Below are 21040 nucleotides of genomic sequence, written 5' to 3'. Positions count from 1 at the left end.
AAATAGGTATCGGGGATACCCCCAACCCACACAAAATGATGATATAATGCAAAAATAGAATTATTTCTGTTATTTCTATTCTTTTTCTCCGATAATCCTAGAATATTTCAAATAAATCCTTATCTTTGATAATAACAAACTGAGAGAATTTATCCTTAATTATTAACCCCTAAAAATTAAGACTATGGATACAAGATGTTACGGTTCATTGGTTGAAGTTTTCAAAGGAACACTTTGGGAAGCCGAATTGATAAAAGGTCTGCTTAATTCAGCCGGAGTTGAAGCAATGATCAAAGACGAGACATTGTCTGCAGTAACTTCCCCATACTCTACTATGGGCGGGCAAGTATTGGTAATGGTTAATAAAGAGGAAGAAGTGTATGCAAGAAAAATAGTAGCTCAAAGAAAAGTATGAAAAATAGAATCCTCACGGCATTGACTGTCCTGCTTTTTTCTGTATTCGGTATGGATATAGATGCACAGAATCTGCAAACTACCACATGGAACTCGTACGGAATCAGTTTCAAGGCTCCGGAAGGATTTAATGTAGAAGATGATTCGGAAGAAGGATATATCATCAGCACGCCGGCCTATTTTATAACCGTACAGCTACTGGAAGGTGAAGGTATAAAAAAATCCGAACTTTCGGGAGAATTGAAAAATATCGCGAACGATGATGAAGTGACTAACCAGACTCCTGTCAAAACGTTCGAACTCTCCCAATTCTATGGTGCACAACTACAGGGAAACTGCGAAGGCGATTCACAATGCCTTTACTGTTTCCTGCTCAGCAAAGACGACAGCAGTGGATTTTACGTGTCAATCGTCTATAACCAGAAGAATGACAGTATTCCCGGTCAGATCCTGCAAAGCTTCAGATTGGAAGAATAACCTAATATCCTAACCACTTCCTCCATTCCCTGCATTGTAATATGCCATACAATGCAGGGAATCATTATGGTTTCCCCTACCATTTTAGTGTGAAATTACATTAAGAATCCGTCCTGCATTGGGGTTTATTTTATACTTTCGGGAGAATTTATTAAACCACACAACAATGAATAAAAAAGACAAAAACTCCCGTTATCTTCATAAGACAATCATAACAGCTTCCTTCATCTTATCCCTGTCATCAGCCAATCTTTCTGCACAGATCCAGCTAAAAGATCCAGTCTCTGCCGATAAGCCTGTCCCGGAAGTAATATACAGCTGCGTTCCGGTTCCAGACAGCCTCATCTTTTGTGGTGAAACAGTCGATCTGACCCGTTACGACCGGCGTGAACGAATGGACCGCGAACTTCTGGCATTCAGTTATATGCATAGTACATCTATCCAGATCATCAAACGCGCCAACCGTTACTTCCCAGTAATCGAACCGATTTTAAAGGAAAATGGAGTCCCCGATGATTTCAAGTATCTGATGGCCATTGAAAGTAATGTAAACCCCTTTGCACGTTCCGGAGCCGGAGCTGCCGGCTTATGGCAATTCATGCCTGCTACCGGACGCGAATTCGGCTTGGCTGTAGGCCATACCATTGACGAAAGGTACGATGTGGAAAAATCGACACGTGCTGCCTGCAAATACCTAAAACAAGCCTATAAACGCTTTGGCAGTTGGGTCAGTGTGGCAGCATCATACAACGCCGGCCAAGGCCGAATCTCCAAGTCTTTGGCAGAACAGTTCGAAGAAAATGCCCTCGACCTGCAACTGGTGGAAGAAACGGCACGGTACGTATACCGGATCATGGCAGCCAAAATCATGTTTTCCAATCCACAAGCTTTCGGTTTCTACTTAAGAGCCAGCGACTTATATCCTGCCATTCCATACCGGGAAGTGAAAGTTGAAAACGACATAACAAATCTGCCCCGGTTCGCCAAAAGCCAAGGTACGACTTATGCCATTTTACGCAACATGAACCCTTGGATAAGAAGCAGTTCACTTAACATCCATGCAGGCAAAGTCTATTATATACGTATACCCGATGAGAAAGGAATGCATTACAACCCACGCATAACCATTCCTCACGATAAAAGATGGGTCATAGAATAAAAATAAAAGCCGAGGATTGAAAACAACCCTCAGCTTTTGTCGGAATGAGGCGACTCGAACGCCCGACCCCTACGTCCCGAACGTAGTGCGCTACCAACTGCGCTACATTCCGATAGCTCCCGAATTATCTCGTTTGCGGTTGCAAAGGTAGATATATTTCTGATACCGACAAAATAAAACCTGAACTTTTTTCAATAAATTTATTTTTTCAAACTTTTTCCAGTCAAAATTTGCAGTTTCAAAAACTTTAAATACCTTTGCAACCGCAAACGAGAAACAACGTATGCAAAGGCATAACAAAATGGTGCCATAGCTCAGATGGTAGAGCAAAGGACTGAAAATCCTTGTGTCCCCGGTTCGATTCCTGGTGGCACCACTTTGAAGAAAATAAAAAGATAGTAAAATCCTGATTTCCAAGCGGAATCGGGATTTTTTTATTTTCCCCCGGCACGCAAAAAAACGGCAAAATATTACCGTTCGAGGTGGAGCAAAAGGTGGAGATAAAAGAATGATAACTGGAAATATCAAAATATTGTTGTATCTTTGGTAACGGACATATCAGCATTCACCATGGATGGAAAAACACAAAAAGACAGAATCAGAGGCTCGCTGGTTGGAGGTGCCATCGGCGACGCTGCCATACCCCGACATTATCAAGAAGGCCCTGAAGCTGCACGATGTAATTTTACATGTAGCTAAACCAGAAACAACAAACTTTATGAACATAATTTCCGAACCATGAAACTGTACAACCTATTCATAAGCCTTTTCCTGTCGGCTTCATTCCTGTCGGCCAGTCCGGCGGAAGCGCAAGAATGGCCTACACAAGAGAACCTACAGGCCCGGCAGACCTTTTCCGACAACAAATTCGGCATATTCCTCCATTGGGGAATCTACAGCATGTTCGCCCAAGGGGAATGGTACATGAACAACCTTAATCTGGACAACAAGGAATATGCAAAGGCGGCTGCGGGATTCTATCCGGCCAGATTCAATGCCAAAGAATGGGTATCGGCCTTTAAAGAGGCCGGCGCCAGATATATCTGTTTCACGACCCGCCATCACGACGGATTTTCCATGTTCGATACGCAATATTCCGATTATGATATTGTAGATGCAACTCCGTTCAAACGAGATATTCTGCGAGAACTTACGGATGAATGTAAACGTCAGGGATTAAAAATCCATTTCTATTATTCCCATATAGACTGGACACGCGACGATTACCCGGCAGGGAGAACCGGACGGGAGACAGGGAAAGACCCGGCCAAGGCCAACTGGAATTCCTATTTCAACTTTATGAATAACCAGCTTACCGAACTGATAACGAATTACGATCCCGATGCCATCTGGTTCGACGGCTATTGGGACCAGCCCGATACTTTCAACTGGCACCTGGAAGAACAATATTCCATGATCCATAAGCTGAAACCGGAGTGCCTGATAGGCAACAATCACCATGTAACCCCATTCGCAGGTGAAGATATCCAGATTTTCGAGCGTGACCTGCCGGGTGAAAATACAGCCGGACTCTCTGGACAGTCTATCAGCAGGCTGCCGCTTGAAACCTGCCAGACCATGAACGGAATGTGGGGATACAAGATAGCCGACCAGAACTACAAATCGGTAGAAACTCTGATACAGTATCTGGTAAGCGCCGCAGGGAAAGGAGCCAACCTCCTGCTGAACATCGGTCCACAACCCGACGGGGAATTGCCGTCGGCTGCCCTGGAACGTCTGAAAGGTATGGGAGAATGGCTCAAAGTTTATGGAGAAACCATTTATGGGACAACTGCCGGAGACGTTCCGGCACGGCCATGGGGAGTAACGACCCGGAAAGGCGACAAGCAATATGTACATATCTTATCTTTACAGGATAACAGTCTGTTTCTGCCGGTTACTTCCAAGGTAAAGAAAGCTGTAGTCTTCGACACACGTAAACCGGTCTCTTTCGAACAGACCAAGGACGGACTGCTTCTCAAATTGGGAGAAATTCCCCAGTCGACCGATTACATTATCGAACTGACAATGAAATGATCTGTACCAGAGACATGACCACAGTATGAAACGACCCTATATATTGGAAATCTGTGCAGGAAGCATAGAAAGCGCATATGCAGCCCTACAGGGAGGTGCATCACGCATTGAATTGTGCTCGGCCCTTCCGGAAGGTGGAATCACTCCATCGTATGGAGCCATGATACAAGCCCACCGGATAGCCGGACTGAAAGTACATATCCTCATCCGCCCCCGTGGGGGTGATTTCCTCTACAGCAAAGCAGAAACGGAACAAATGACGGAAGACATCCTCATGGCACGGCACATCGGAGTGGAAGGGGTTGTTATCGGTGCACTGACAGCCAAAGGCGATATCGACGTACCTGCCATGGAACAGATGATAGCCGCAGCCGAAGGAATGGACATAACCTTCCACCGTGCCTTCGACTTATGCCGTGATCCGATGGATGCCCTCGAAACCATTATCGGTCTGGGATGTCATCGACTGCTCACTTCCGGCCAGGCACCCTCGGCCGAAGCAGGAACAGCGCTGTTAAAGCAACTGGTGGCAAAAGCGGGAGAGCGCCTGACAATCATGCCAGGCGGCGGTATCAATGCCGGCAATATAGCCGGAATAGCGGCCAGTACCGGAGCACGGGAATTTCACACATCGGCCAGTAGCGTATTTCAAAGCCGGATGGAATTCCACAGGAATAACGTAACCATGGGTAAGGCGGATACCGACGAATACGCACGTAAAGAAACCGATCCTGCAAAAGTCTCGGCTATTCTACATGCTCTCCGCCAGGCCTAGACCATCACTGCAACTTGCTTATTACATTCATCAGCTGTTCACCTAACCCGATTGTGTATCCTTGTGATACGAAAACGACCCTGTTGAATGTATCGGCTATAATGAAGACCGGACGCGAAGTCCTGTCTTTCAGATTCATCGCTTCACAAATCTCTCCGGCTATCTTTCCACCCGGATCTATTCCATAGCTGACAGTGGAAGGCATCCCTTTGAAATCGTCCGCACGGAAACGCCGGTAATCATCTTCATCAGCAAAGAGCAGGATAATGGAACGTCCCCATTCCTCAAAGTCTTCCTTACAGGCCGCAATGTCATTCAAGACGTGATTGGTAGGTTCCGTATTCGGGGTAAGCAGACCTATGATAAAATAGCCTCTGTCGGTTGTCGACAGGACCGATTTCTGCTTTTCCGCCTGTATATCATAATACAGGTCTTCCGAATTGAAGCTACCTATGACCTGGACATCATTCTTGTCTTCACGCATCGCCAATGCAGCCGAAACTGTATTTCCCGCCTCTACCTGCAGAAAGCTTAAAGTCGACAGCACCTTTCCGCTGGCCATACGGGTACCGGTAACCAACAGATAATCACCGGCATCCATATCGGCACCTTCCTTGAACAGATTCTTCCATGTCCCCGACTCCGGATAGTTCTGCAATACCGGCATGCCATCTTCTATCTTGCTTACGGTAAAATGAGTATAATACTTCGGATCTTCCAGACGGCCTACCTGCCTGTAAGTGAGCTTCAACTTTCCACGGGGAACAGAAACACGGGCTTTCTCTGCGTCAAGGTCTACATCCTGCCATGCACCTCCGGCATAATACTGGACCTTTCCGGTCACCTCATCAATACGCGCGGCTATCCCCATACTACGTGCCCCGGCAACGAAAAAGATATCCCTGGAATGGGCATCGGTACGGCGTAAATTCCATACCCCGTCGGGATTCATACACAGATTCTGCGGATTCCAGTCCGTATCCAGCCGGATATTTTTCTTACAGAACGTTATCCATTGTTCCGGATCGGCCTGCATACGTTCCAGATCACGTTCCAGTACTTCCTGGAAAAAAGCCTTATAGGAAGTAAGCATCTCATTGCTTACCCTCGGATTCATGACATACCTGTAATAAAACTCATCTTTCCTGTCGGCGGGCAACGTATTGTACAGATGGTCTTTCAATACATTCACCGGCGTGTCACGCAAATCCTTTTCTGCCAGTACCTGCAACAAGGACAATGCGTCGTCCCGCCTTCCTTCCGCCTCTTCCAGGAATTTCATGATTGCCTCATGGTTTCCCCTTGACGCGATGACCAAAGCCACCGACTTCTCTGCCTCCAGCCCTAATGAATCGGCCCATATTCTGATTTCCTCTTCAGTCGGGAAAGTCGCCACGTAAGCATTCCGTACAGAATCCTCATAGGCAAACCGTTCCTTATTCCGCATCACCTGCTCTTCCGTTACCACCGGAGTATTGTCGCCTCCGGCCGGCGGAACCACATCCAGTTCCAATGTTCCCGAATATCCCTTCTGGTGCTCCAGCCGCAAGATCAGCCGGTTATCCTTCCCCATACTGCATTTTACGAATCCGAAATACCCGTCTTTGGCCGCCCAGACCAGACAATCGCCCAGACCGGCCGAAAAAGAGACCTTCCCTCCTGCATCCGTTGTCCGGATGGCAGCCGAATAAAATTCGGCATAGTTATATAGTTTGAAATGTACAGGTATATGAGGTACCGGATTTCCATCCTTATCCATGACTGTAATCTGTACCGGAGAAACAGAAGCATAATTGGCCGTAACGTTGATTTCAGTATAGCAGGGATTGACACTCATCACGTCCTCCGGTCCGCCATAACGGCCGAACACCTTGGTATGCATCAACATTCCTCTAGATGCAGGAGCATTGAACCATGCCATATTCAGCACGGGCTCCGGTTCACAGGCTCCCAGGAAATACCATTTGCCGTCTACCCACGCTTCCACCCAGGCATGATTGTCATCGGTATGAGCCCAGCGGGGAGTATAGACCTGTCTGGCCGGAATCCCCACTGCACGTAAAGCCGCAACCGTAAAGGTAGACTCTTCACCACACCGCCCATATGCGGTACGTACCGAAGCCAAAGGTGAACTGGTACGCGAATCGGAAGGCTTGTACGTCACCTTTTCATGGCACCAATGATTCACTTCCAATACAGCGTCGTACATGGAAAGTCCCTTTACGCGATCCTTGAGCTCCTCATAAAATACTTTACGGCTCTCGTCCAGATTTTCATTATTGACACGCACCGGCAATACAAAATGCCGGAACTCCCGTTCCGGAACGATTGCTCCCCAAGGCATCTCTCTGCGTGCCTTCAAGGAATAGTCAACATTTTCCTTGTAGAACTTTCCTGTATAGTCTGTCAGATCGGGTAAAGGCATATAGGCATACAGAAACATCAGGGCTTCCCGCTCTTCGTTAGAAAGAGGCTGGTTGAATATCGGGATATATACAGAAAGAGAATCCATGCGATTTCTGAAATCCTGCTCTACAGTCACATTCCCGGTCCCGGCAAAAACAGCCGTTACCATCCCCCAGCCCATCAAGGCCAGTAACAGACTTCTTAATTTATATGTTTTCATAGTTATATCTTCCAAATTTACATTTACAAATATATAAAAGTCACAGCTATTTACATAATCTGACAAAAAAACAAACATATTTCCGGATTATTTGCCACTTTTTATTCCATATATACGTATACCGATACATTTTTTCATTAATTTTGAAATCCATTTATCAATAGAGAAAACACGGAATACATCCGGTTTCATTTACAAGAACAAAAATAACTTTATTTATTACCATGAAAAAACTTCTTTTGCTAGGCATTTTGGGAAGCGTCTTCTCGCTTGCACAGGGGCAGACTTTCAACGAATGGAAAGACCCTGAAATCAATGCAGTAAACAGGTATCCGATGCACAGCCACTTTTTCGCTTACGAAACCGACGAACTGGCATCGAAAGGCATCAAGGAACAATCTCAGAATTTTATGACACTGAACGGAGACTGGAAATTTTTTTGGGTCAAGGATGCAGACGCACGCCCCACAGATTTCTGGAAAACCGGTTTCAACGACAAAGGTTGGGATAACCTCAAAGTTCCTGCCGTATGGGAACTGAACGGTTACGGTGACCCGATCTATGTAAATGTAGGTTATGCATGGCGTAACCAGTACCGGAACAATCCTCCCCTGGTTCCGACAGAAAACAACCATGTAGGTTCATACCGTAAAGAAATCATGGTCCCGGCCGAATGGAAAGGCAAAGAAATCATCGCACATTTCGGTGCTGTAAGTTCAAACATGTACCTGTGGGTCAACGGGAAGTTTGTAGGATACAGCGAAGACAGCAAACTGGAAGCCGAATTCAATCTGACTCCCTACCTGAAACCCGGACAGAAAAACCTGATTGCTTTCCAGGTGTTCCGCTGGTGCGACGGAAGCTATCTGGAAGACCAGGACTTTTTCCGTTTTACCGGAGTGGCACGCGACTGTTACCTTTACGCACGTAACCAGCAACGCATCGATGATATCCGTGTAACACCCGATCTGGACAATGAGTACAAGAACGGTACACTGAACATCAGCATGAACCTGAAAGGCAACAACACCGTATCCCTGGAGCTGATGGACGCCCAGAACCAATGCGTAGCCTCAGCCGAAGTGAAAGGTTCGGGCACAAAAACAGCTGCACTGGCTGTTGAAAGCCCTCATAAATGGAGTGCCGAAGTCCCTTATCTGTACACGTTACGCGCTACAGTCAAACAAGGGAACAAGATAAAGGAAGTGGTTCCGGTAAAAGTCGGGTTCCGCAAGATTGAAATCAAGAACGCACAAGTCCTGGTCAACGGACAACCCGTCCTCTTCAAAGGAGCCGACCGTCATGAAATGGATCCCGACGGCGGTTACGTGGTTTCACGTGAACGCATGATACAGGATATCCAGATCATGAAGAAATTCAACCTGAATGCCGTACGTACCAGCCACTACCCCGACGATAATTTCTGGTATGACTTATGCGACCGGTACGGTCTGTACGTAGTGGCCGAAACAAACATCGAATCTCACGGTATGGGATACGGTGAATCTACTCTGGCCCGAAACGCATCCTACAAGAAAGCGCACATGGAGCGCAACCAGCGCAACGTACAGCGCAACTTCAATCATCCGAGCATCATCTTCTGGTCATTAGGAAACGAAGCCGGATACGGACCTAGCTTTGAAGCTGCCTACGACTGGATCAAGGCCGAGGATCCGAGCCGCCCGGTACAATACGAGCAGGCACACCAGAATGGAAAAACAGATATCTTCTGCCCGATGTACTACAGTTACTACGACTGCATCAAATACAGTGAAGACGACAGTAAACAGAAACCGCTTATCCAATGTGAATATGCACATGCCATGGGTAATTCACAAGGTGGATTCAAGGAATATTGGGACATTATCCGTAAATATCCGAAATACCAGGGTGGATTTATCTGGGACTTCGTAGACCAGTCTGTACGCTGGACAGGCAAGAACGGAAAGATGATCTACGCTTACGGAGGCGATTTCAACCGTTTCGACGCCAGCGACAACAATTTCTGCGACAATGGTCTGATCAGCCCCGACCGTATTCCGAACCCTCACATGTATGAGGTAGGATATTATTACCAGAATATCTGGACTACCCTGAAGAACCCGTCGACCGGTGAAATCAGTATCTATAACGAGAACTTCTTCCGCGACCTGTCGGCCTACCGCCTGGAGTGGGAACTGCTGAAGGACGGACAGCCTGTACGTAACGGAGAGATCGAAAACCTGACTGTCGCCCCGCAACAGACTGCAAACATCAAACTGAACATCGGGCAGACAGACAATGACGGCGAATGGCTGCTGAACGTAAAATACGTACAGAAAGAACGTGAAGGTGTCATCCCGTCAGGACATGTAGTAGCCAAAGACCAACTGGCCCTCACCGGCTATCAGGCTCCGTCCATGGAACTGCAGAACAAACAGGACATGAACATAGCCGTTGAAGCTCCGAAAGCCGACGGATGGAATTCCAACTATCTGGTAATAACCGGTAACAACTTTGAAATCAATTTCAGCCGCTATACCGGGTTTATCAGCTACTATGCCGTAAACGGACAGGAAATGATCAAGGAGGGTGGAGCCCTTACCCCGAACTTCTGGCGTGCACCTACCGACAATGATTTCGGCGCAAGGCTGCAGAACGAATATGCAGTCTGGAAGAATCCGGAAATCAAACTGGAAGAACTGAAGAATGAAGAAAAGGACCAGCAGCAGATCGTATCGGCAACCTACAGCATGCCCGACGTATCGGCCAAACTGTACCTCACTTACGTAATCAATAATACCGGAAGCGTCAAGGTAACCCAGAAAATGGTAGCCGACAAGAATGTCAAGGTACCGAACATGTTCCGCTTCGGTATGCAGATGGTCATGCCGAAATCCTTTGAGAAGATCACCTACTACGGACGCGGACCGGTTGAGAACTACAGTGACCGCAACCATTGCACCGATCTGGGTATCTACCGGCAGACCGTCACCGACCAGTTCTACCCTTATATCCGCCCGCAGGAAACCGGAACCAAGACAGACATCCGCTGGTGGGATCTTACCGACAGCAGCAACCGGGGACTGAAGTTCATATCAGAAGCTCCCTTCTCGGCATCGGCCTTGCATTACAGCATCGCGACCCTCGACGACGGCGACAACAAGAGACAGAGCCATTCGTTCGAACTGGAAGAAGACAACCTGACCAACCTGCTGATCGATAAGGCACAGATGGGACTGGGTTGTGTCAACAGCTGGGGCGCCCGTCCGAACAAAGAATACATGCTGCCATACCAGGATTATGAATTCACCTTCATCATGACACCGGTACAGCACGTGGTAGCCTTCGAATAAGCCACATATACAAACAGAAAAAGACCGCTTCGGAATGGAACATTCTCCCGAGGCGGTCTCTTTTTTTATAACCGTTACCGGAAACTTTAATCCAGATACAAATAATCATAATGCACCAACGGACGTTGCCCGTGAACTCCCAACATCCGGCGGGCTTCTTCCGAATCGACACCGATACGGCCCACTCCTATCTGTTTCCCTTTCGGATCCATGATCTTCACAATATCGTCTTTCTCAAACTCTCCCTCAATACGGGTAACCCCTACAGGCAACAGGCTCACCGCCTTCTTCCCTTTCAGGACCTTGACAGCATCACCGTTAAGATGAATCTCTCCTTTGGCAAACCCTTCACTGTGTGCAATCCATTTCTTTACACTGGACACGGGTGCCGGTGCCGGAATAAAACGGGTGCAGACCGTCTGTTCCGGATGCTGAAGCAAGTCGATCAGGATATTGTCTTTCTTTCCGTTCGCTATAATAACGGTGATGCCTTCATCGGCTACCTTACGGGCTATGGATGTCTTGGTAAGCATTCCGCCACGTCCGAATCCCGACTTTTCCGTCTGGATGTAATCCGACAGGTCCTTGCCCTGCTCCACCTCCCGGATAACCGATGTTCCCGGCTGTGAAGGAGAGCCGTTATAGATCCCGTCAATGTTACTCAAGATCACCAATGCCTGCATATCCATCATGGAAGCGATCATACCCGACAGCTCATCATTATCGGTAAACATCAGTTCGGTAACCGAAATGGTATCATTTTCATTGACTATCGGGATCACTCCGTTTTCCAGCATCACACGCATACAGTTGCGCTGATTCAGATAATGGCGGCGCGTACCGAAACTTTCTTTCGTAGTAAGGACCTGCCCTACGGCAATGCCATGTTCCCGGAACAGCTCATAATACCGGTTGATCAGCTTGGCCTGCCCTACCGCCGAAAACAACTGACGCTGGTCGACACTGTCCAACTTACGCGACACCTTGATTTCACTCCTTCCGGAAGCAACGGCACCCGATGAAACCAGTACCACCTCCACTCCTGCCTTATGCAGTTCGGCTATCTGGTCGACCAATGCCGAAACACGCGTAATATCCAACGTACCGTCCTTACGTGTCAAGACATTGCTTCCTACCTTCACCGCTACTTTTGTAAACTGAAACGCCATATCCACTTTCATTTTATTTCATTCCGCAAAGATAAACCTTTACGGCAAACAAGACCGAAATACGTCCAATAAATTATAAAAACACCATTTGACAAACTTTTGAAACTTCATATTCATGCAAAATTGCGTAACTTTGCACCGCTTAAACAAAAACGTTCACAGACTATGATCAAAGCTATCTTTTTCGATATCGACGGAACACTGGTCTCTTTCCAGACCCATACTATACCGCAATCTACCCTCGACGCACTGAAACTGCTGCGTGAAAAAGGAATCAAGGTATTCATTGCAACCGGACGCCCCGAATCACTGATGATGCATGCCGTAGGACACCTTGACTTCGACGGATACATCACCCTGAACGGCGCCTGCTGTTTTACGGCCAGCCATGAAAATATCTATAAAGGTACCATCCCCCAAGACGATATAGAACGGCTGATTACCTATCACAAAGAACATCCCGACACTCCCTTCGTATTCGTACACGGCAACCAATGGTTCATAACCAATGTAAACGATGCCGTACGGGAGGTAGCCCGACTCATCGAAATCTCAATTCCTCCGGTAAAACCCATCGAGGAAGCACGTGGAAAAGAAATTCTGCAGATCATGGGGTATTTCACACAGGATGACGACCTGGAAGTATTCCGCAAGATATTGACCCATTGCGAACCGATGCGCTGGCACCCATCCTTTGCCGATATCATCGCCCGGGGAAACAGCAAAAGCCATGGCATCGACGAGGTAATCCGATACTACGGCATCAACCTGGACGAAACAATGGCTTTCGGCGACGGCGGAAACGATATCCCGATGCTGCAGCATGTAGGCCTGGGAGTAGCCATGGGAAACGCGGCTCCCGAAATACAGGCTTCGGCCAAATATGTAACCACCTCGGTAGATGATAACGGTATCTGGAATGCCCTGAAACATTTCGGAATCATCTGACATCCGCCCTATAAAAAATCTGTTCCCGGCTGTTCTATGTAACTATCACACGAACAGCCGGGAACAGCAATAGAAAAAATTTCAATCTACAGACCCATTATTTGAACCGGAGACGGACAGTTTTCACTACATCCGCTCCATTATTAATTCCTTCTGCCTTGATCCGGACAACGGCACTTCCCTTCTTGCCGTTAGAACGGACTACAGCAAGCGCACGGCCTTTCCACAGATGATGCGTATTGTCGGAATATGAATCTTCATCCTTGAGGTCGGCATTACCCAAACCCTGCAGACATCCCGCTCCTTTTACAGAAACAGAAAGCATATTATCGGCCAAAGGAACCACATTGCCGGCCTTGTCTACAGCTTCTATCACCAGGAAAGAGAGATCTCCGCCATCGGCATCCAACTGACTTCTATCAGCTGTAACACGGATAGAAACCGGATCTCCAGCCGACGACAACGTAGTAGTTTCTACCACTTTTCCATCACGTACACCTTCTGCCTTCAATACCCCAGGTTTGTATGGCAGAGAGAAAACCGCTTTCATCTGTTCAACCGGTTTTTCTTCTATCAGCTGGTCGTTCAAGTAAAGACGGACTGCCGGGTAATGAGAGTACACTTCCACTTCAATGGATTTACCTTCATGTCCGGGCCAGGTCCAACTTTCAAATGTAGGCCAGGTAGACCATGCGGTAGTATGTATCTTTCCTTTGTAACCATCCGGTTCCTTTACAGCAATGTACAGATGTTCATCCCCGTCTTCATTCCAAAGCATTGAACGGTAATGGCTGATAGGTTTACGCAATCCGGTAAGATCAACATCGCCGCAATATGCTCCATGCCACGGATACATCAGACCCTGATAATGCTCGCCGGGAATATCACCATCGTAATACCAACGTCCGATAGCTGATTCACCGAGATAGTCGATTGCGGTCCATACAAAATCACCGATTACATATGAATGGTCCTTCACAGCCCGGAAATTCTGCCATGCACCATTCGGGAATGATTCTGTCTGCATCATCACCCGTGAAGGGATACGCTTATGGTCACTTTCCGCCTTAAAGATCATATAATTATATCCTACAATATCCTGAGCCTCGGCCAGTGGATCGTATATTTCCCAATCACGGTCCCATGCCGCAAGCGCTGAAGTAACCGGACGGGTAGGATCAATTTTCCGGCACAATCCGGCAAGCTTGCGCGCCGTAGTCACAGCCTCGATCTTCTTACGTTCAATAACTTCATTACCGATACTCCAACAGAAAATGCTGGGATGATTACGGTCACGGAGCAACATCACTTCAAGATCGCGTTCCCACCATTCATCGAACAAAGTATGATAATCATAGGTATTCTTCAAATCGCGCCAGCCATCGAAAGCCTCATCTATTACCAGAAGTCCCAATTTGTCGCAAGCGTAAAGGAATGCTTCGGAAGGAAGATTGTGTGAAGTACGTACCGCATTGAATCCGGCCTGCTTCATCAGCTCAACCTTGCGCCATTCCGCACGGTCGAATGCGGCAGTTCCCAGAATACCATTGTCATGATGTACACATCCACCGTTCAGCAATATCGGTTTGCCGTTCAGCAGGAATCCCTTTTCTGCAAAATAGGCAATTGTACGGAACCCGAAAGTCTCGTCTGTACAATCCAGCACCTTTCCCTCTTCGGCTACCGTAACATGAGCCGTATACAAATTCGGACTCTCGGGTGTCCATGCCTTCGCATCTGCAAGTTCCAGTGTCTGCTCGGCAGTAATCTTTGCTCCAGGCTGTAATTCATAAGCTTTTTCCTTGACCTGACCGGCCACTTCAATCTTGACCTCAACCGTCTTTGCCTCTTTGGTCTCATTTACCACATCGGCCTTCACCACTGCAGTATGCAAGTCGGGAGTCTGGATCTGAATTCCCCAGTTGGCAATGTGTATCGGTTCCTTTTCTATCCACCATACGTTCCGATAGATACCAGAACCGGTATACCACCGGCAATTCTTCTGCTTCGAATTATCGACCCGTACTGCAAGGGTGTTTTTCCCGGCCTTGACATAAGGGGTGATATCAACAAAAAATGAAGAATAGCCGTAAGGGTGTCCACCGGCACGCTGCCCGTTAACATAGACATCCGAATTCATGTATACTCCTTCGAAATAAAGCTGGAGCTTTTTCCCGTCTGCTCCCTTAGGTAAACTGAATGTTTTCCGATACCAACCGATGCCCATCGGCAGAAAACCACCGTCATTCCCTGCCGGTTCATCCTTATCGAATTTCCCTTCGATACTCCAGTCGTGCGGCAAAGTCAGACGCCTCCACGAATCATCCTTGAAACTCTCATTTTTGGCTTCCACGGTATCACCGAGCCAGAACATCCATCCGTCATTGAACAGACGTTTCACAGAAGATGCCGATACGGATAAAACCATCATCAACATCCCCAAAACAAGCAAATGTCTTTTCATAGTAAATATTTTATTTTTAGAATCACCTACAAATATAGAGAAACTCGCCCGATTTCGGATGGATTTAAGAAGAATAATGTAAACTATTGGGTTTTCAGGGATTTATGTAGCATTATTCTACATTCGTAAAAGTGTGCTTTGAAGCCGTTTTTTGAATAGTTAAGCAGAAAAATTGCTACCTATCCGTTGCCCATTCCTGTTGCATGGAATTGTTTGAAAATCCTTCCTGTTCCAACCGTAAAGAACGCAGTTTCATCATTTTGGCTTAACGAAGGTACTTATTTTTTTTGAAATATGAAAAATATAGGTTCTGTAAGTCAATGATGATAGCTTTGTCGATGTCTGACGATATTTAACATGCCGATGATCAACTCTGTCTCCATTAATTTTGCAAACAATGGAACAGGTTATGAATCAGAAAGATGTGAAGGTTTCGTTCTACCTTAAAAAGAGCGAGGCGGATGCCAGTGGGAACTGTCCAGTGATGGCACGGCTCATTGTCGGCAAACACTCTGAAACGGCTTTCAGTGTAAAGCTGCGTGTGCCACAATCATTATGGTCATCCGGACGGGCGTGTGGAAAGAGTGTTGCGGCCAGGGAAATCAACAGCAAGCTTGATGAAATCCGAGCGACAGCTCTCGGCATTTATGCGGAAATGTCCGCAGTCCGTGAAGATGTGACAGCGGAGGAAGTGAAGCACCAGCTTTTGGGTATGGCTTCAGGCCAGGAAACCTTGTTGAGCTATTACAGATATTTCATGAGGAATTTTGAGAAACGTGTAGGTGTTAACCGAACAGAAAAAACTTTATATGCTTATCGTAATTCCTACAATCATGTTGCCGTCTTTTTACAAATGCAATACAAGGTAACAGACCTTCCGTTTACGGCTCTGGACCGTTCATTTATCGAGAAGTATGTGTTGTATTTACGTACAGAATGCAATCTCTCACAGTCTACTATTGTCAATCATTCCGTCCGGTTGAAGACGGTAGTCGGCGAAGCAATCGCCGACGGTATAATTACGGCAAATCCGTTCATCGGTTATGAGCTGGCTCGTCCAAAGCCAAGACAGAAATATCTCACGTCCGAAGAATTGCATCGTATTATGGTTACGCCTTTGCATAACCGGACTCTTTATCATGTGCGTGATCTGTTCCTCTTTTCATGTTTCACGGGGATTTCATACATAGACATGTGTCTTCTGTCAAATGAACACTTGTCTCTTGCAGAAGACGGTGTATGGTGGATTAAGAGCGCACGTAAAAAAAGCGGAGTGGATTTTGAAATACCGCTGATGGAACTACCTCTTCGTATCTTAAAGAAATATCGGGATATTGCCCCTGAAGGAAAACTGCTTCCGATGTATTCAAACTGTGTGCTGAATTATCACTTGAAGCATATTGCTGAAATTTGCGGTATAAAGCGTAAGCTGGTCTTTCATGCAGCCCGTCATACCTATGCGACGGAAATCACACTTTCTCATGGAGTTCCACTTGAGACAGTCAGCAAGATGCTGGGACACAGACAAATCAAGACAACCCAAATCTATGCCAAAGTTACTGATGACAAGATTGATACGGATACGAGAAACCTGAACGAAAAGATTGCAGAACGCTTTTCAGTGGTCATTTAATAACCCTATTAAAGAATGAAGATTATGAAAATGAATACGGACAATACGGAAATCAAGCGTCGCAGTACGTTTGCGATACTGTTTTATATAAACCGCACTAAAATCCGCAAGGATAAAACGTGTCAATTGCTGTGCAAGATAAGCATAGATGCTCAATGGGTACAGATAGGTACAAAGGTATCTGTCAACCCGGCCATATGGAACCCTGAAAAGGGACGGGCTGACGGGCGTAGTGGAAATGCTCTTATCGTCAACAGAGCTATAGACGATCTAACTAAAGAAATCAAAGGGCATTATCAACGTATAAAGAGCAATCTTGGATTTATCACGGCCGAACAAGTGAAGAATGCCGTGATGGGTGTCGGCCAAAAGCCCCTTACACTTCTGGCTCTTTTCAGGGAGCATAATGAGGAGTTCAAAAAACGTGTTGGCATAGACAGGATAAAAGAGACGTATGACTCTTACTTACGCTCATACAAGCATCTTTCGGCTTTCGTCCAGCAGAAGCGTGGCGTTGAAGATGTCATGCTCCGGAATCTTGACCGTGTGTTTTATGATGATTTTGAACTTTTTCTGCGTACAGACCGCAATCTAAGTTTAAAAACCGTGCATGAACATCTTTACAGGTTGAAGAAGATGACCATGCGTGCCGTAAGCCAGGGTACAATCCGACGGGACCCGTACTGCCGTCTGCATCCGGAACTGCCCAAACGGAAAAGCCGCCACATGAAACTGGAGGATTTGAAGACATTGCTTGCAACTCCTGTGGAAAAACCGCAGTTGCAATTTGTCCGTGACATGTTTATCTTCTCCACTTTTACAGGACTGGCTTATGCGGATTTGAAAAGACTGACGGTAAATGACATTACGCAGTCAGGTGACGGCTCCTGGTGGATCCATATCCATCGTCAGAAGACCGGTACGCTTTCTTCTGTCCGTCTACTGGACATTCCGTTGAAGATAATAGAAAAATATCGTGGAGAACGTCAAGGTGATAAAGTTTTCAATTTGTACAAACGTGAGTATACCATTCTGCTCACGAGAGAATTGGGCAAAGTCTATGGCTTTGATCTGACATTCCATCAGGCAAGACATAATTTCGGGACGCATGTCACCCTTTCACTGGGAGTGCCTCTTGAAACTGTCAGTAAGATGATGGGACATTGCCGGTTTGACACAACGCAGATTTATGCCCATGTAACCGATAAGAAAGTGGACGAAGATATGAGACGTCTGAGAAAATCCGGGGTGAACACGAATCTTGACCTTTATGAAGAAGAGACAAACACCGGAAAACGTAGACAGAAAAAGGTATGGCTGTCTGCAAATAAAGGAGATGTCCTGTAAAAGAAGTGTCCTTTGTTTTACCCTGAAATGGCATGAAGCAAATTATTATTGTCATGAACAGTTTTCGACCTTGGAATACAGATCGGATAATGACAGAGACTTCTTATCGTATTTCCAGGATGGAGTTAGTTCTAAATTAACAATTAATTCAGATGCTTTAACATTACGAAATAGGGGTATCAATGGTATTCTGCGTTTCAAATAAAAACGTTTTTAAAATATGAAGTCAATGAAAGAATTATTTTATCCTGCTATTGCTATAGTGGCAATCGAGTTTAGTTGTTGTGAAAAAGAAGGACACATTTGTCAGTCTCTAAAAGTAAATTGATTCTATTTAATTAATACAGCAATATGAATATGAAAAATCTTTTTTTTATCGCTATGTTATTTTGGTGTATATCCGCCTATAGCCAGCATTGGAACTATGGCATAGAAGTTGGATATACTAATAATAAGTTCCAAACGAAGGGCCTTGATTCACATCCTCAAAGCGGTTTCAAAGTAGGTGGAATTATTGATTATAATTTTAAAAGTAACATTTTAATTGAAACAGGAATAGCATATGAACGAAAAGGTGGAAAGCTTGAGGGTAATAATTTAGCTTCTCAAAAAATCTCAAAAATTGAGGTTTCACATGCTGATTATCTAAATATACCTGTATCTGTTGGGTACAAAGTGGATATAAAAAACAAAATATCATTCATTCCACAAATAGGATGGTTTCTAAATATTGGAGTTCAAGGAAGCGGACAACTATCCGGTATAGACAATTATAATCAGCCCTATACAATGGGTATAGACATCTTTTCAGCACCCAGTATAAGTCAGTACAGACCATTCAATAGGATTGATACAGGTCCTATATTCTGTCTAAATGTTCAATACAAAAAGATTCGACTTAAATGTTCCTATGAACTTGGTATAAATTCTGTACATCCTATTTATGGAAGTCCTAAGAACAGAACATTAGGAGCTTCTGTTGCTTATATACTTTAGTATTTTTCAATACTCAACATGTGCGGAAACGAAAAAGACCGTCTCGAAGTGAAGTGATTTGGAGACGGTCTCTTTCGTTTTATCATACCCATCGCTGTTCTTCCCTGCATCTTTTATAAGCGTCGTCAAGAACTTTCTGTATGTCCGACTCTTTATAAAGGGCTTTTCCCTGTACAAGGTAATAAGGTATCACGCCGAGGGTACGGTATTCCTGCAGGGTACGCCTGCTGACCTTCAATACTTTCGACAGCTCCTCGTCCGTGAGGAAATAATCACCGTGAAATGCCGGCCTTGGTGCCGTCTGTAGTCCATCAATCATTTGCTCCATCTTTTCCAGACTTTCGAAAATGGCATCAATCCGCGGGTCCTGCTTGTTAATAAGATCGTAACTCATGGCTTTTTTCTTTGAGGGTGATCACTTGATTCCAACAGCTTCTGCACATCCTCCGGCCTGTAGAAAATCTTGTTCTTGATTCGGGTGTAAGGCAACAGACCCTTTTCACGGTAGACCTGAAGCGTGCGTTTGGATATGCGGAGAACCTCGCACACGTCCCGGTTGTCCATCCATTTCTTCAGTCCCGCATCTCTTGCCGGACTGCACAGGCGGGTCACTTTTTTCTCTATTTCACTGAGCCGGACAATCAACTCGTCGAAAATCCGCTTGTCTATACATATAATTTCCATACCGTCATCTGATTAGGGTTGAATACCGAGTTCTTTCTTTATTCTTAGGGGCAGGACTTTCCCTTTCCGGTTAAGAAACTCCTGCACCTCCGAAGCCTTATAGTAGGTCCGCCCGTCAATCATGTAATAGGTAACCAGTTTCTTCTGGCGGTAACGGGCAAGGGTACGCTTTGTAACGCCAAGCAGTTCACACATGTCCTGGTTGTCGAGCAGCTTGTCCCCTTCAAGGGCGGCCGTCTGCCGGTTCATGCGGTTCAGCCTGTCATCGATTCTGTCGAATCGTTCCATTATCTTCTGGAGCATCATCTGGAATGTCTCCCTGTCTATCTGTATCATAATGAATTCTGTTTTTAGTGTAATAATTCCGTTATTTACACCGTGTTGCGCAACAGGTTTCATTTGATATAGGCCAAAACGTGGACCAACGGAGCATATTGCTACATAATGATACGGCAAATTGCTGAAAAACAGAGAAATAAAAAATCAGCCGCGAAAAATCGGGGCTGATTGGGGTATTGCAAATGCAAGAGCGTGCAATCTCTTATTGCAATGTTTTGCGATAAGTAAGGCGGCAGATTCCGTTTTTGAATGTTTTTGCCCTGACCAGTTCCCATTTGTCCGTGGAGATATGTTTTGATACGGGAACCGTTTCGGAACTGATTACCGGAAGAAGGAAAATGACCATCTCATCTATCAGGTGGTACAGGGACAGTCCCCGCAGCAGTTCCGCGCTGCTGTCGTCATAGATTTCAGCCAGATATATGTCAGAGGGTGCAGACTGTTCCTTGTCACAGATGAGGTCGACCAGCGGATAGCCCGGATACAGCATGCGGGTGTACCGGTCCCGCCAGCAGGGGAAACCGTCATTGCTGTTTTGTATCCATTGCAGCAGGGAATCGTTCCGTGCGGGGACGGAACCGTTCAATGTCATTGCTATCAGAACCTGTAACTTTGCCATACCTTGATATTCCAAATG

Annotated in this window: 18 protein-coding genes and 2 tRNA genes; 12 read left to right on the top strand and 8 right to left on the bottom strand. The window is 46.0% G+C overall.

What is annotated here, in order from left to right:
• The first annotated feature begins 184 nt into the window (after positions 1-184).
• From BQ7489_RS16145 to BQ7489_RS16135, 3 genes are all read left to right on the top strand, one after another.
• Positions 185-415 carry a DUF2007-related protein gene (locus tag BQ7489_RS16145; protein ID WP_072531890.1) on the top strand — a complete coding sequence of 77 codons (231 nt, stop codon included), beginning with the start codon at positions 185-187 and terminating at the stop codon, positions 413-415.
• Positions 412-891, top strand: coding sequence for an amidohydrolase family protein (locus tag BQ7489_RS16140; protein ID WP_072531889.1), 480 nt, complete (start codon positions 412-414; stop codon positions 889-891). Before BQ7489_RS16145 ends, BQ7489_RS16140 begins: the two co-directional genes overlap by 4 nt.
• Positions 892-1057: 166 nt before the next feature.
• A complete protein-coding gene (locus BQ7489_RS16135) occupies positions 1058-2050 on the top strand; it encodes a lytic transglycosylase domain-containing protein (RefSeq protein WP_072531888.1) in 993 nt (330 codons plus the stop codon).
• Positions 2051-2089: 39 nt separating this feature from the next.
• On the opposite strand, the gene BQ7489_RS16130 is transcribed toward BQ7489_RS16135, so the two are convergent.
• Positions 2090-2162, bottom strand: a tRNA-Pro gene (locus tag BQ7489_RS16130).
• 191 nt (positions 2163-2353) lie between these two features.
• On the opposite strand from BQ7489_RS16130, the gene BQ7489_RS16125 reads away from it, so the two are divergent.
• The 4 genes from BQ7489_RS16125 to BQ7489_RS16115 all read left to right on the top strand — a co-directional run bounded on the left by BQ7489_RS16125 (position 2354) and on the right by BQ7489_RS16115 (position 4862).
• Positions 2354-2426 (top strand) — tRNA-Phe (locus tag BQ7489_RS16125).
• A gap of 194 nt (positions 2427-2620) precedes the next feature.
• Entirely contained in the window at positions 2621-2749 is a 129-nt protein-coding gene (locus BQ7489_RS17880; protein ID WP_262483197.1) for a hypothetical protein, read from the top strand.
• 39 nt (positions 2750-2788) lie between these two features.
• The gene (locus tag BQ7489_RS16120; RefSeq protein WP_072531887.1) at positions 2789-4087 is read left to right on the top strand and encodes an alpha-L-fucosidase; all 1299 of its coding nucleotides are present in this window, start codon (positions 2789-2791) and stop codon (positions 4085-4087) included.
• Positions 4088-4112: 25 nt separating this feature from the next.
• Entirely contained in the window at positions 4113-4862 is a 750-nt protein-coding gene (locus tag BQ7489_RS16115; RefSeq protein WP_072531886.1) for a copper homeostasis protein CutC, read from the top strand.
• 4 nt (positions 4863-4866) lie between these two features.
• On the opposite strand, the gene BQ7489_RS16110 is transcribed toward BQ7489_RS16115, so the two are convergent.
• The gene (locus tag BQ7489_RS16110) at positions 4867-7488 is read right to left on the bottom strand and encodes a transglutaminase domain-containing protein (protein ID WP_072532254.1); all 2622 of its coding nucleotides are present in this window, start codon (positions 7486-7488) and stop codon (positions 4867-4869) included.
• Between the two features lie 224 nt (positions 7489-7712).
• Here BQ7489_RS16110 and BQ7489_RS16105 point away from each other — a divergent pair, with 224 nt between their 5' ends.
• A complete protein-coding gene (locus BQ7489_RS16105) occupies positions 7713-10823 on the top strand; it encodes a beta-galactosidase, LacZ type (protein ID WP_072531885.1) in 3111 nt (1036 codons plus the stop codon).
• A gap of 86 nt (positions 10824-10909) precedes the next feature.
• Here the strand turns inward: BQ7489_RS16105 and proB are convergent, their stop codons facing one another.
• Positions 10910-11992 carry a glutamate 5-kinase gene (gene proB, locus BQ7489_RS16100; protein ID WP_072532253.1) on the bottom strand — a complete coding sequence of 361 codons (1083 nt, stop codon included), beginning with the start codon at positions 11990-11992 and terminating at the stop codon, positions 10910-10912.
• A gap of 165 nt (positions 11993-12157) precedes the next feature.
• On the opposite strand from proB, the gene BQ7489_RS16095 reads away from it, so the two are divergent.
• Positions 12158-12940, top strand: coding sequence for a Cof-type HAD-IIB family hydrolase (locus BQ7489_RS16095; RefSeq protein ID WP_072532252.1), 783 nt, complete (start codon positions 12158-12160; stop codon positions 12938-12940).
• A 97-nt stretch (positions 12941-13037) separates the two neighbouring features.
• Here BQ7489_RS16095 and BQ7489_RS16090 read toward each other — a convergent pair whose 3' ends face one another.
• Positions 13038-15404, bottom strand: coding sequence for a glycoside hydrolase family 2 TIM barrel-domain containing protein (locus BQ7489_RS16090; protein ID WP_072531884.1), 2367 nt, complete (start codon positions 15402-15404; stop codon positions 13038-13040).
• A 409-nt stretch (positions 15405-15813) separates the two neighbouring features.
• Here BQ7489_RS16090 and BQ7489_RS16085 point away from each other — a divergent pair, with 409 nt between their 5' ends.
• The 3 genes from BQ7489_RS16085 (at position 15814) to BQ7489_RS16075 (ending at position 19380) form a co-directional block, all read left to right on the top strand.
• Entirely contained in the window at positions 15814-17037 is a 1224-nt protein-coding gene (locus BQ7489_RS16085) for a site-specific integrase (protein WP_072532251.1), read from the top strand.
• 24 nt (positions 17038-17061) lie between these two features.
• Positions 17062-18384 carry a site-specific integrase gene (locus tag BQ7489_RS16080; RefSeq protein WP_072532250.1) on the top strand — a complete coding sequence of 441 codons (1323 nt, stop codon included), beginning with the start codon at positions 17062-17064 and terminating at the stop codon, positions 18382-18384.
• 351 nt (positions 18385-18735) lie between these two features.
• On the top strand, positions 18736-19380 hold the full coding sequence (locus BQ7489_RS16075) for a porin family protein (protein WP_229098612.1): 645 nt from the start codon (positions 18736-18738) through the stop codon (positions 19378-19380).
• An 82-nt stretch (positions 19381-19462) separates the two neighbouring features.
• On the opposite strand, the gene BQ7489_RS16070 is transcribed toward BQ7489_RS16075, so the two are convergent.
• The 4 genes from BQ7489_RS16070 to BQ7489_RS16055 form a co-directional block, all read right to left on the bottom strand.
• Entirely contained in the window at positions 19463-19774 is a 312-nt protein-coding gene (locus BQ7489_RS16070) for a helix-turn-helix domain-containing protein (RefSeq protein WP_005801832.1), read from the bottom strand.
• Complete coding sequence (locus tag BQ7489_RS16065) at positions 19771-20064, bottom strand: helix-turn-helix domain-containing protein (RefSeq protein ID WP_055172714.1); 294 nt, start codon at positions 20062-20064, stop codon at positions 19771-19773. Before BQ7489_RS16065 ends, BQ7489_RS16070 begins: the two co-directional genes overlap by 4 nt.
• 12 nt (positions 20065-20076) lie before the next feature.
• Positions 20077-20400 carry a helix-turn-helix domain-containing protein gene (locus BQ7489_RS16060; RefSeq protein ID WP_005801830.1) on the bottom strand — a complete coding sequence of 108 codons (324 nt, stop codon included), beginning with the start codon at positions 20398-20400 and terminating at the stop codon, positions 20077-20079.
• A 205-nt stretch (positions 20401-20605) separates the two neighbouring features.
• Positions 20606-21022: a hypothetical protein gene (locus tag BQ7489_RS16055; protein WP_072531883.1), complete on the bottom strand. Its 417-nt coding sequence runs from the start codon at positions 21020-21022 to the stop codon at positions 20606-20608.
• Positions 21023-21040 lie beyond the last annotated feature (18 nt).

It is taken from the genome of Bacteroides ilei, from assembly GCF_900128495.1.
Lineage (GTDB): Bacteria > Bacteroidota > Bacteroidia > Bacteroidales > Bacteroidaceae > Phocaeicola > Phocaeicola ilei.
The sequence above is the reverse complement of the archived record's forward strand: the minus strand, read 5'-3'. Positions and strand labels throughout refer to the sequence as shown.

Coding starts and splice junctions, on each gene's coding strand:
- BQ7489_RS16060 (WP_005801830.1), bottom strand. CDS start 20,400: ATGATACAGATAGACAGGGAGACATTCCAGATGATGCTCCAGAAGATA.
- BQ7489_RS16090 (WP_072531884.1), bottom strand. CDS start 15,404: ATGAAAAGACATTTGCTTGTTTTGGGGATGTTGATGATGGTTTTATCC.
- BQ7489_RS16110 (WP_072532254.1), bottom strand. CDS start 7,488: ATGAAAACATATAAATTAAGAAGTCTGTTACTGGCCTTGATGGGCTGG.
- BQ7489_RS16105 (WP_072531885.1), top strand. CDS start 7,713: ATGAAAAAACTTCTTTTGCTAGGCATTTTGGGAAGCGTCTTCTCGCTT.
- BQ7489_RS16140 (WP_072531889.1), top strand. CDS start 412: ATGAAAAATAGAATCCTCACGGCATTGACTGTCCTGCTTTTTTCTGTA.
- proB (WP_072532253.1), bottom strand. CDS start 11,992: ATGGCGTTTCAGTTTACAAAAGTAGCGGTGAAGGTAGGAAGCAATGTC.
- BQ7489_RS16135 (WP_072531888.1), top strand. CDS start 1,058: ATGAATAAAAAAGACAAAAACTCCCGTTATCTTCATAAGACAATCATA.
- BQ7489_RS16065 (WP_055172714.1), bottom strand. CDS start 20,064: ATGGAAATTATATGTATAGACAAGCGGATTTTCGACGAGTTGATTGTC.
- BQ7489_RS16055 (WP_072531883.1), bottom strand. CDS start 21,022: ATGGCAAAGTTACAGGTTCTGATAGCAATGACATTGAACGGTTCCGTC.
- BQ7489_RS17880 (WP_262483197.1), top strand. CDS start 2,621: ATGGATGGAAAAACACAAAAAGACAGAATCAGAGGCTCGCTGGTTGGA.
- BQ7489_RS16080 (WP_072532250.1), top strand. CDS start 17,062: ATGAAAATGAATACGGACAATACGGAAATCAAGCGTCGCAGTACGTTT.
- BQ7489_RS16085 (WP_072532251.1), top strand. CDS start 15,814: ATGAATCAGAAAGATGTGAAGGTTTCGTTCTACCTTAAAAAGAGCGAG.
- BQ7489_RS16070 (WP_005801832.1), bottom strand. CDS start 19,774: ATGAGTTACGATCTTATTAACAAGCAGGACCCGCGGATTGATGCCATT.
- BQ7489_RS16120 (WP_072531887.1), top strand. CDS start 2,789: ATGAAACTGTACAACCTATTCATAAGCCTTTTCCTGTCGGCTTCATTC.
- BQ7489_RS16145 (WP_072531890.1), top strand. CDS start 185: ATGGATACAAGATGTTACGGTTCATTGGTTGAAGTTTTCAAAGGAACA.
- BQ7489_RS16115 (WP_072531886.1), top strand. CDS start 4,113: ATGAAACGACCCTATATATTGGAAATCTGTGCAGGAAGCATAGAAAGC.
- BQ7489_RS16095 (WP_072532252.1), top strand. CDS start 12,158: ATGATCAAAGCTATCTTTTTCGATATCGACGGAACACTGGTCTCTTTC.
- BQ7489_RS16075 (WP_229098612.1), top strand. CDS start 18,736: ATGAATATGAAAAATCTTTTTTTTATCGCTATGTTATTTTGGTGTATA.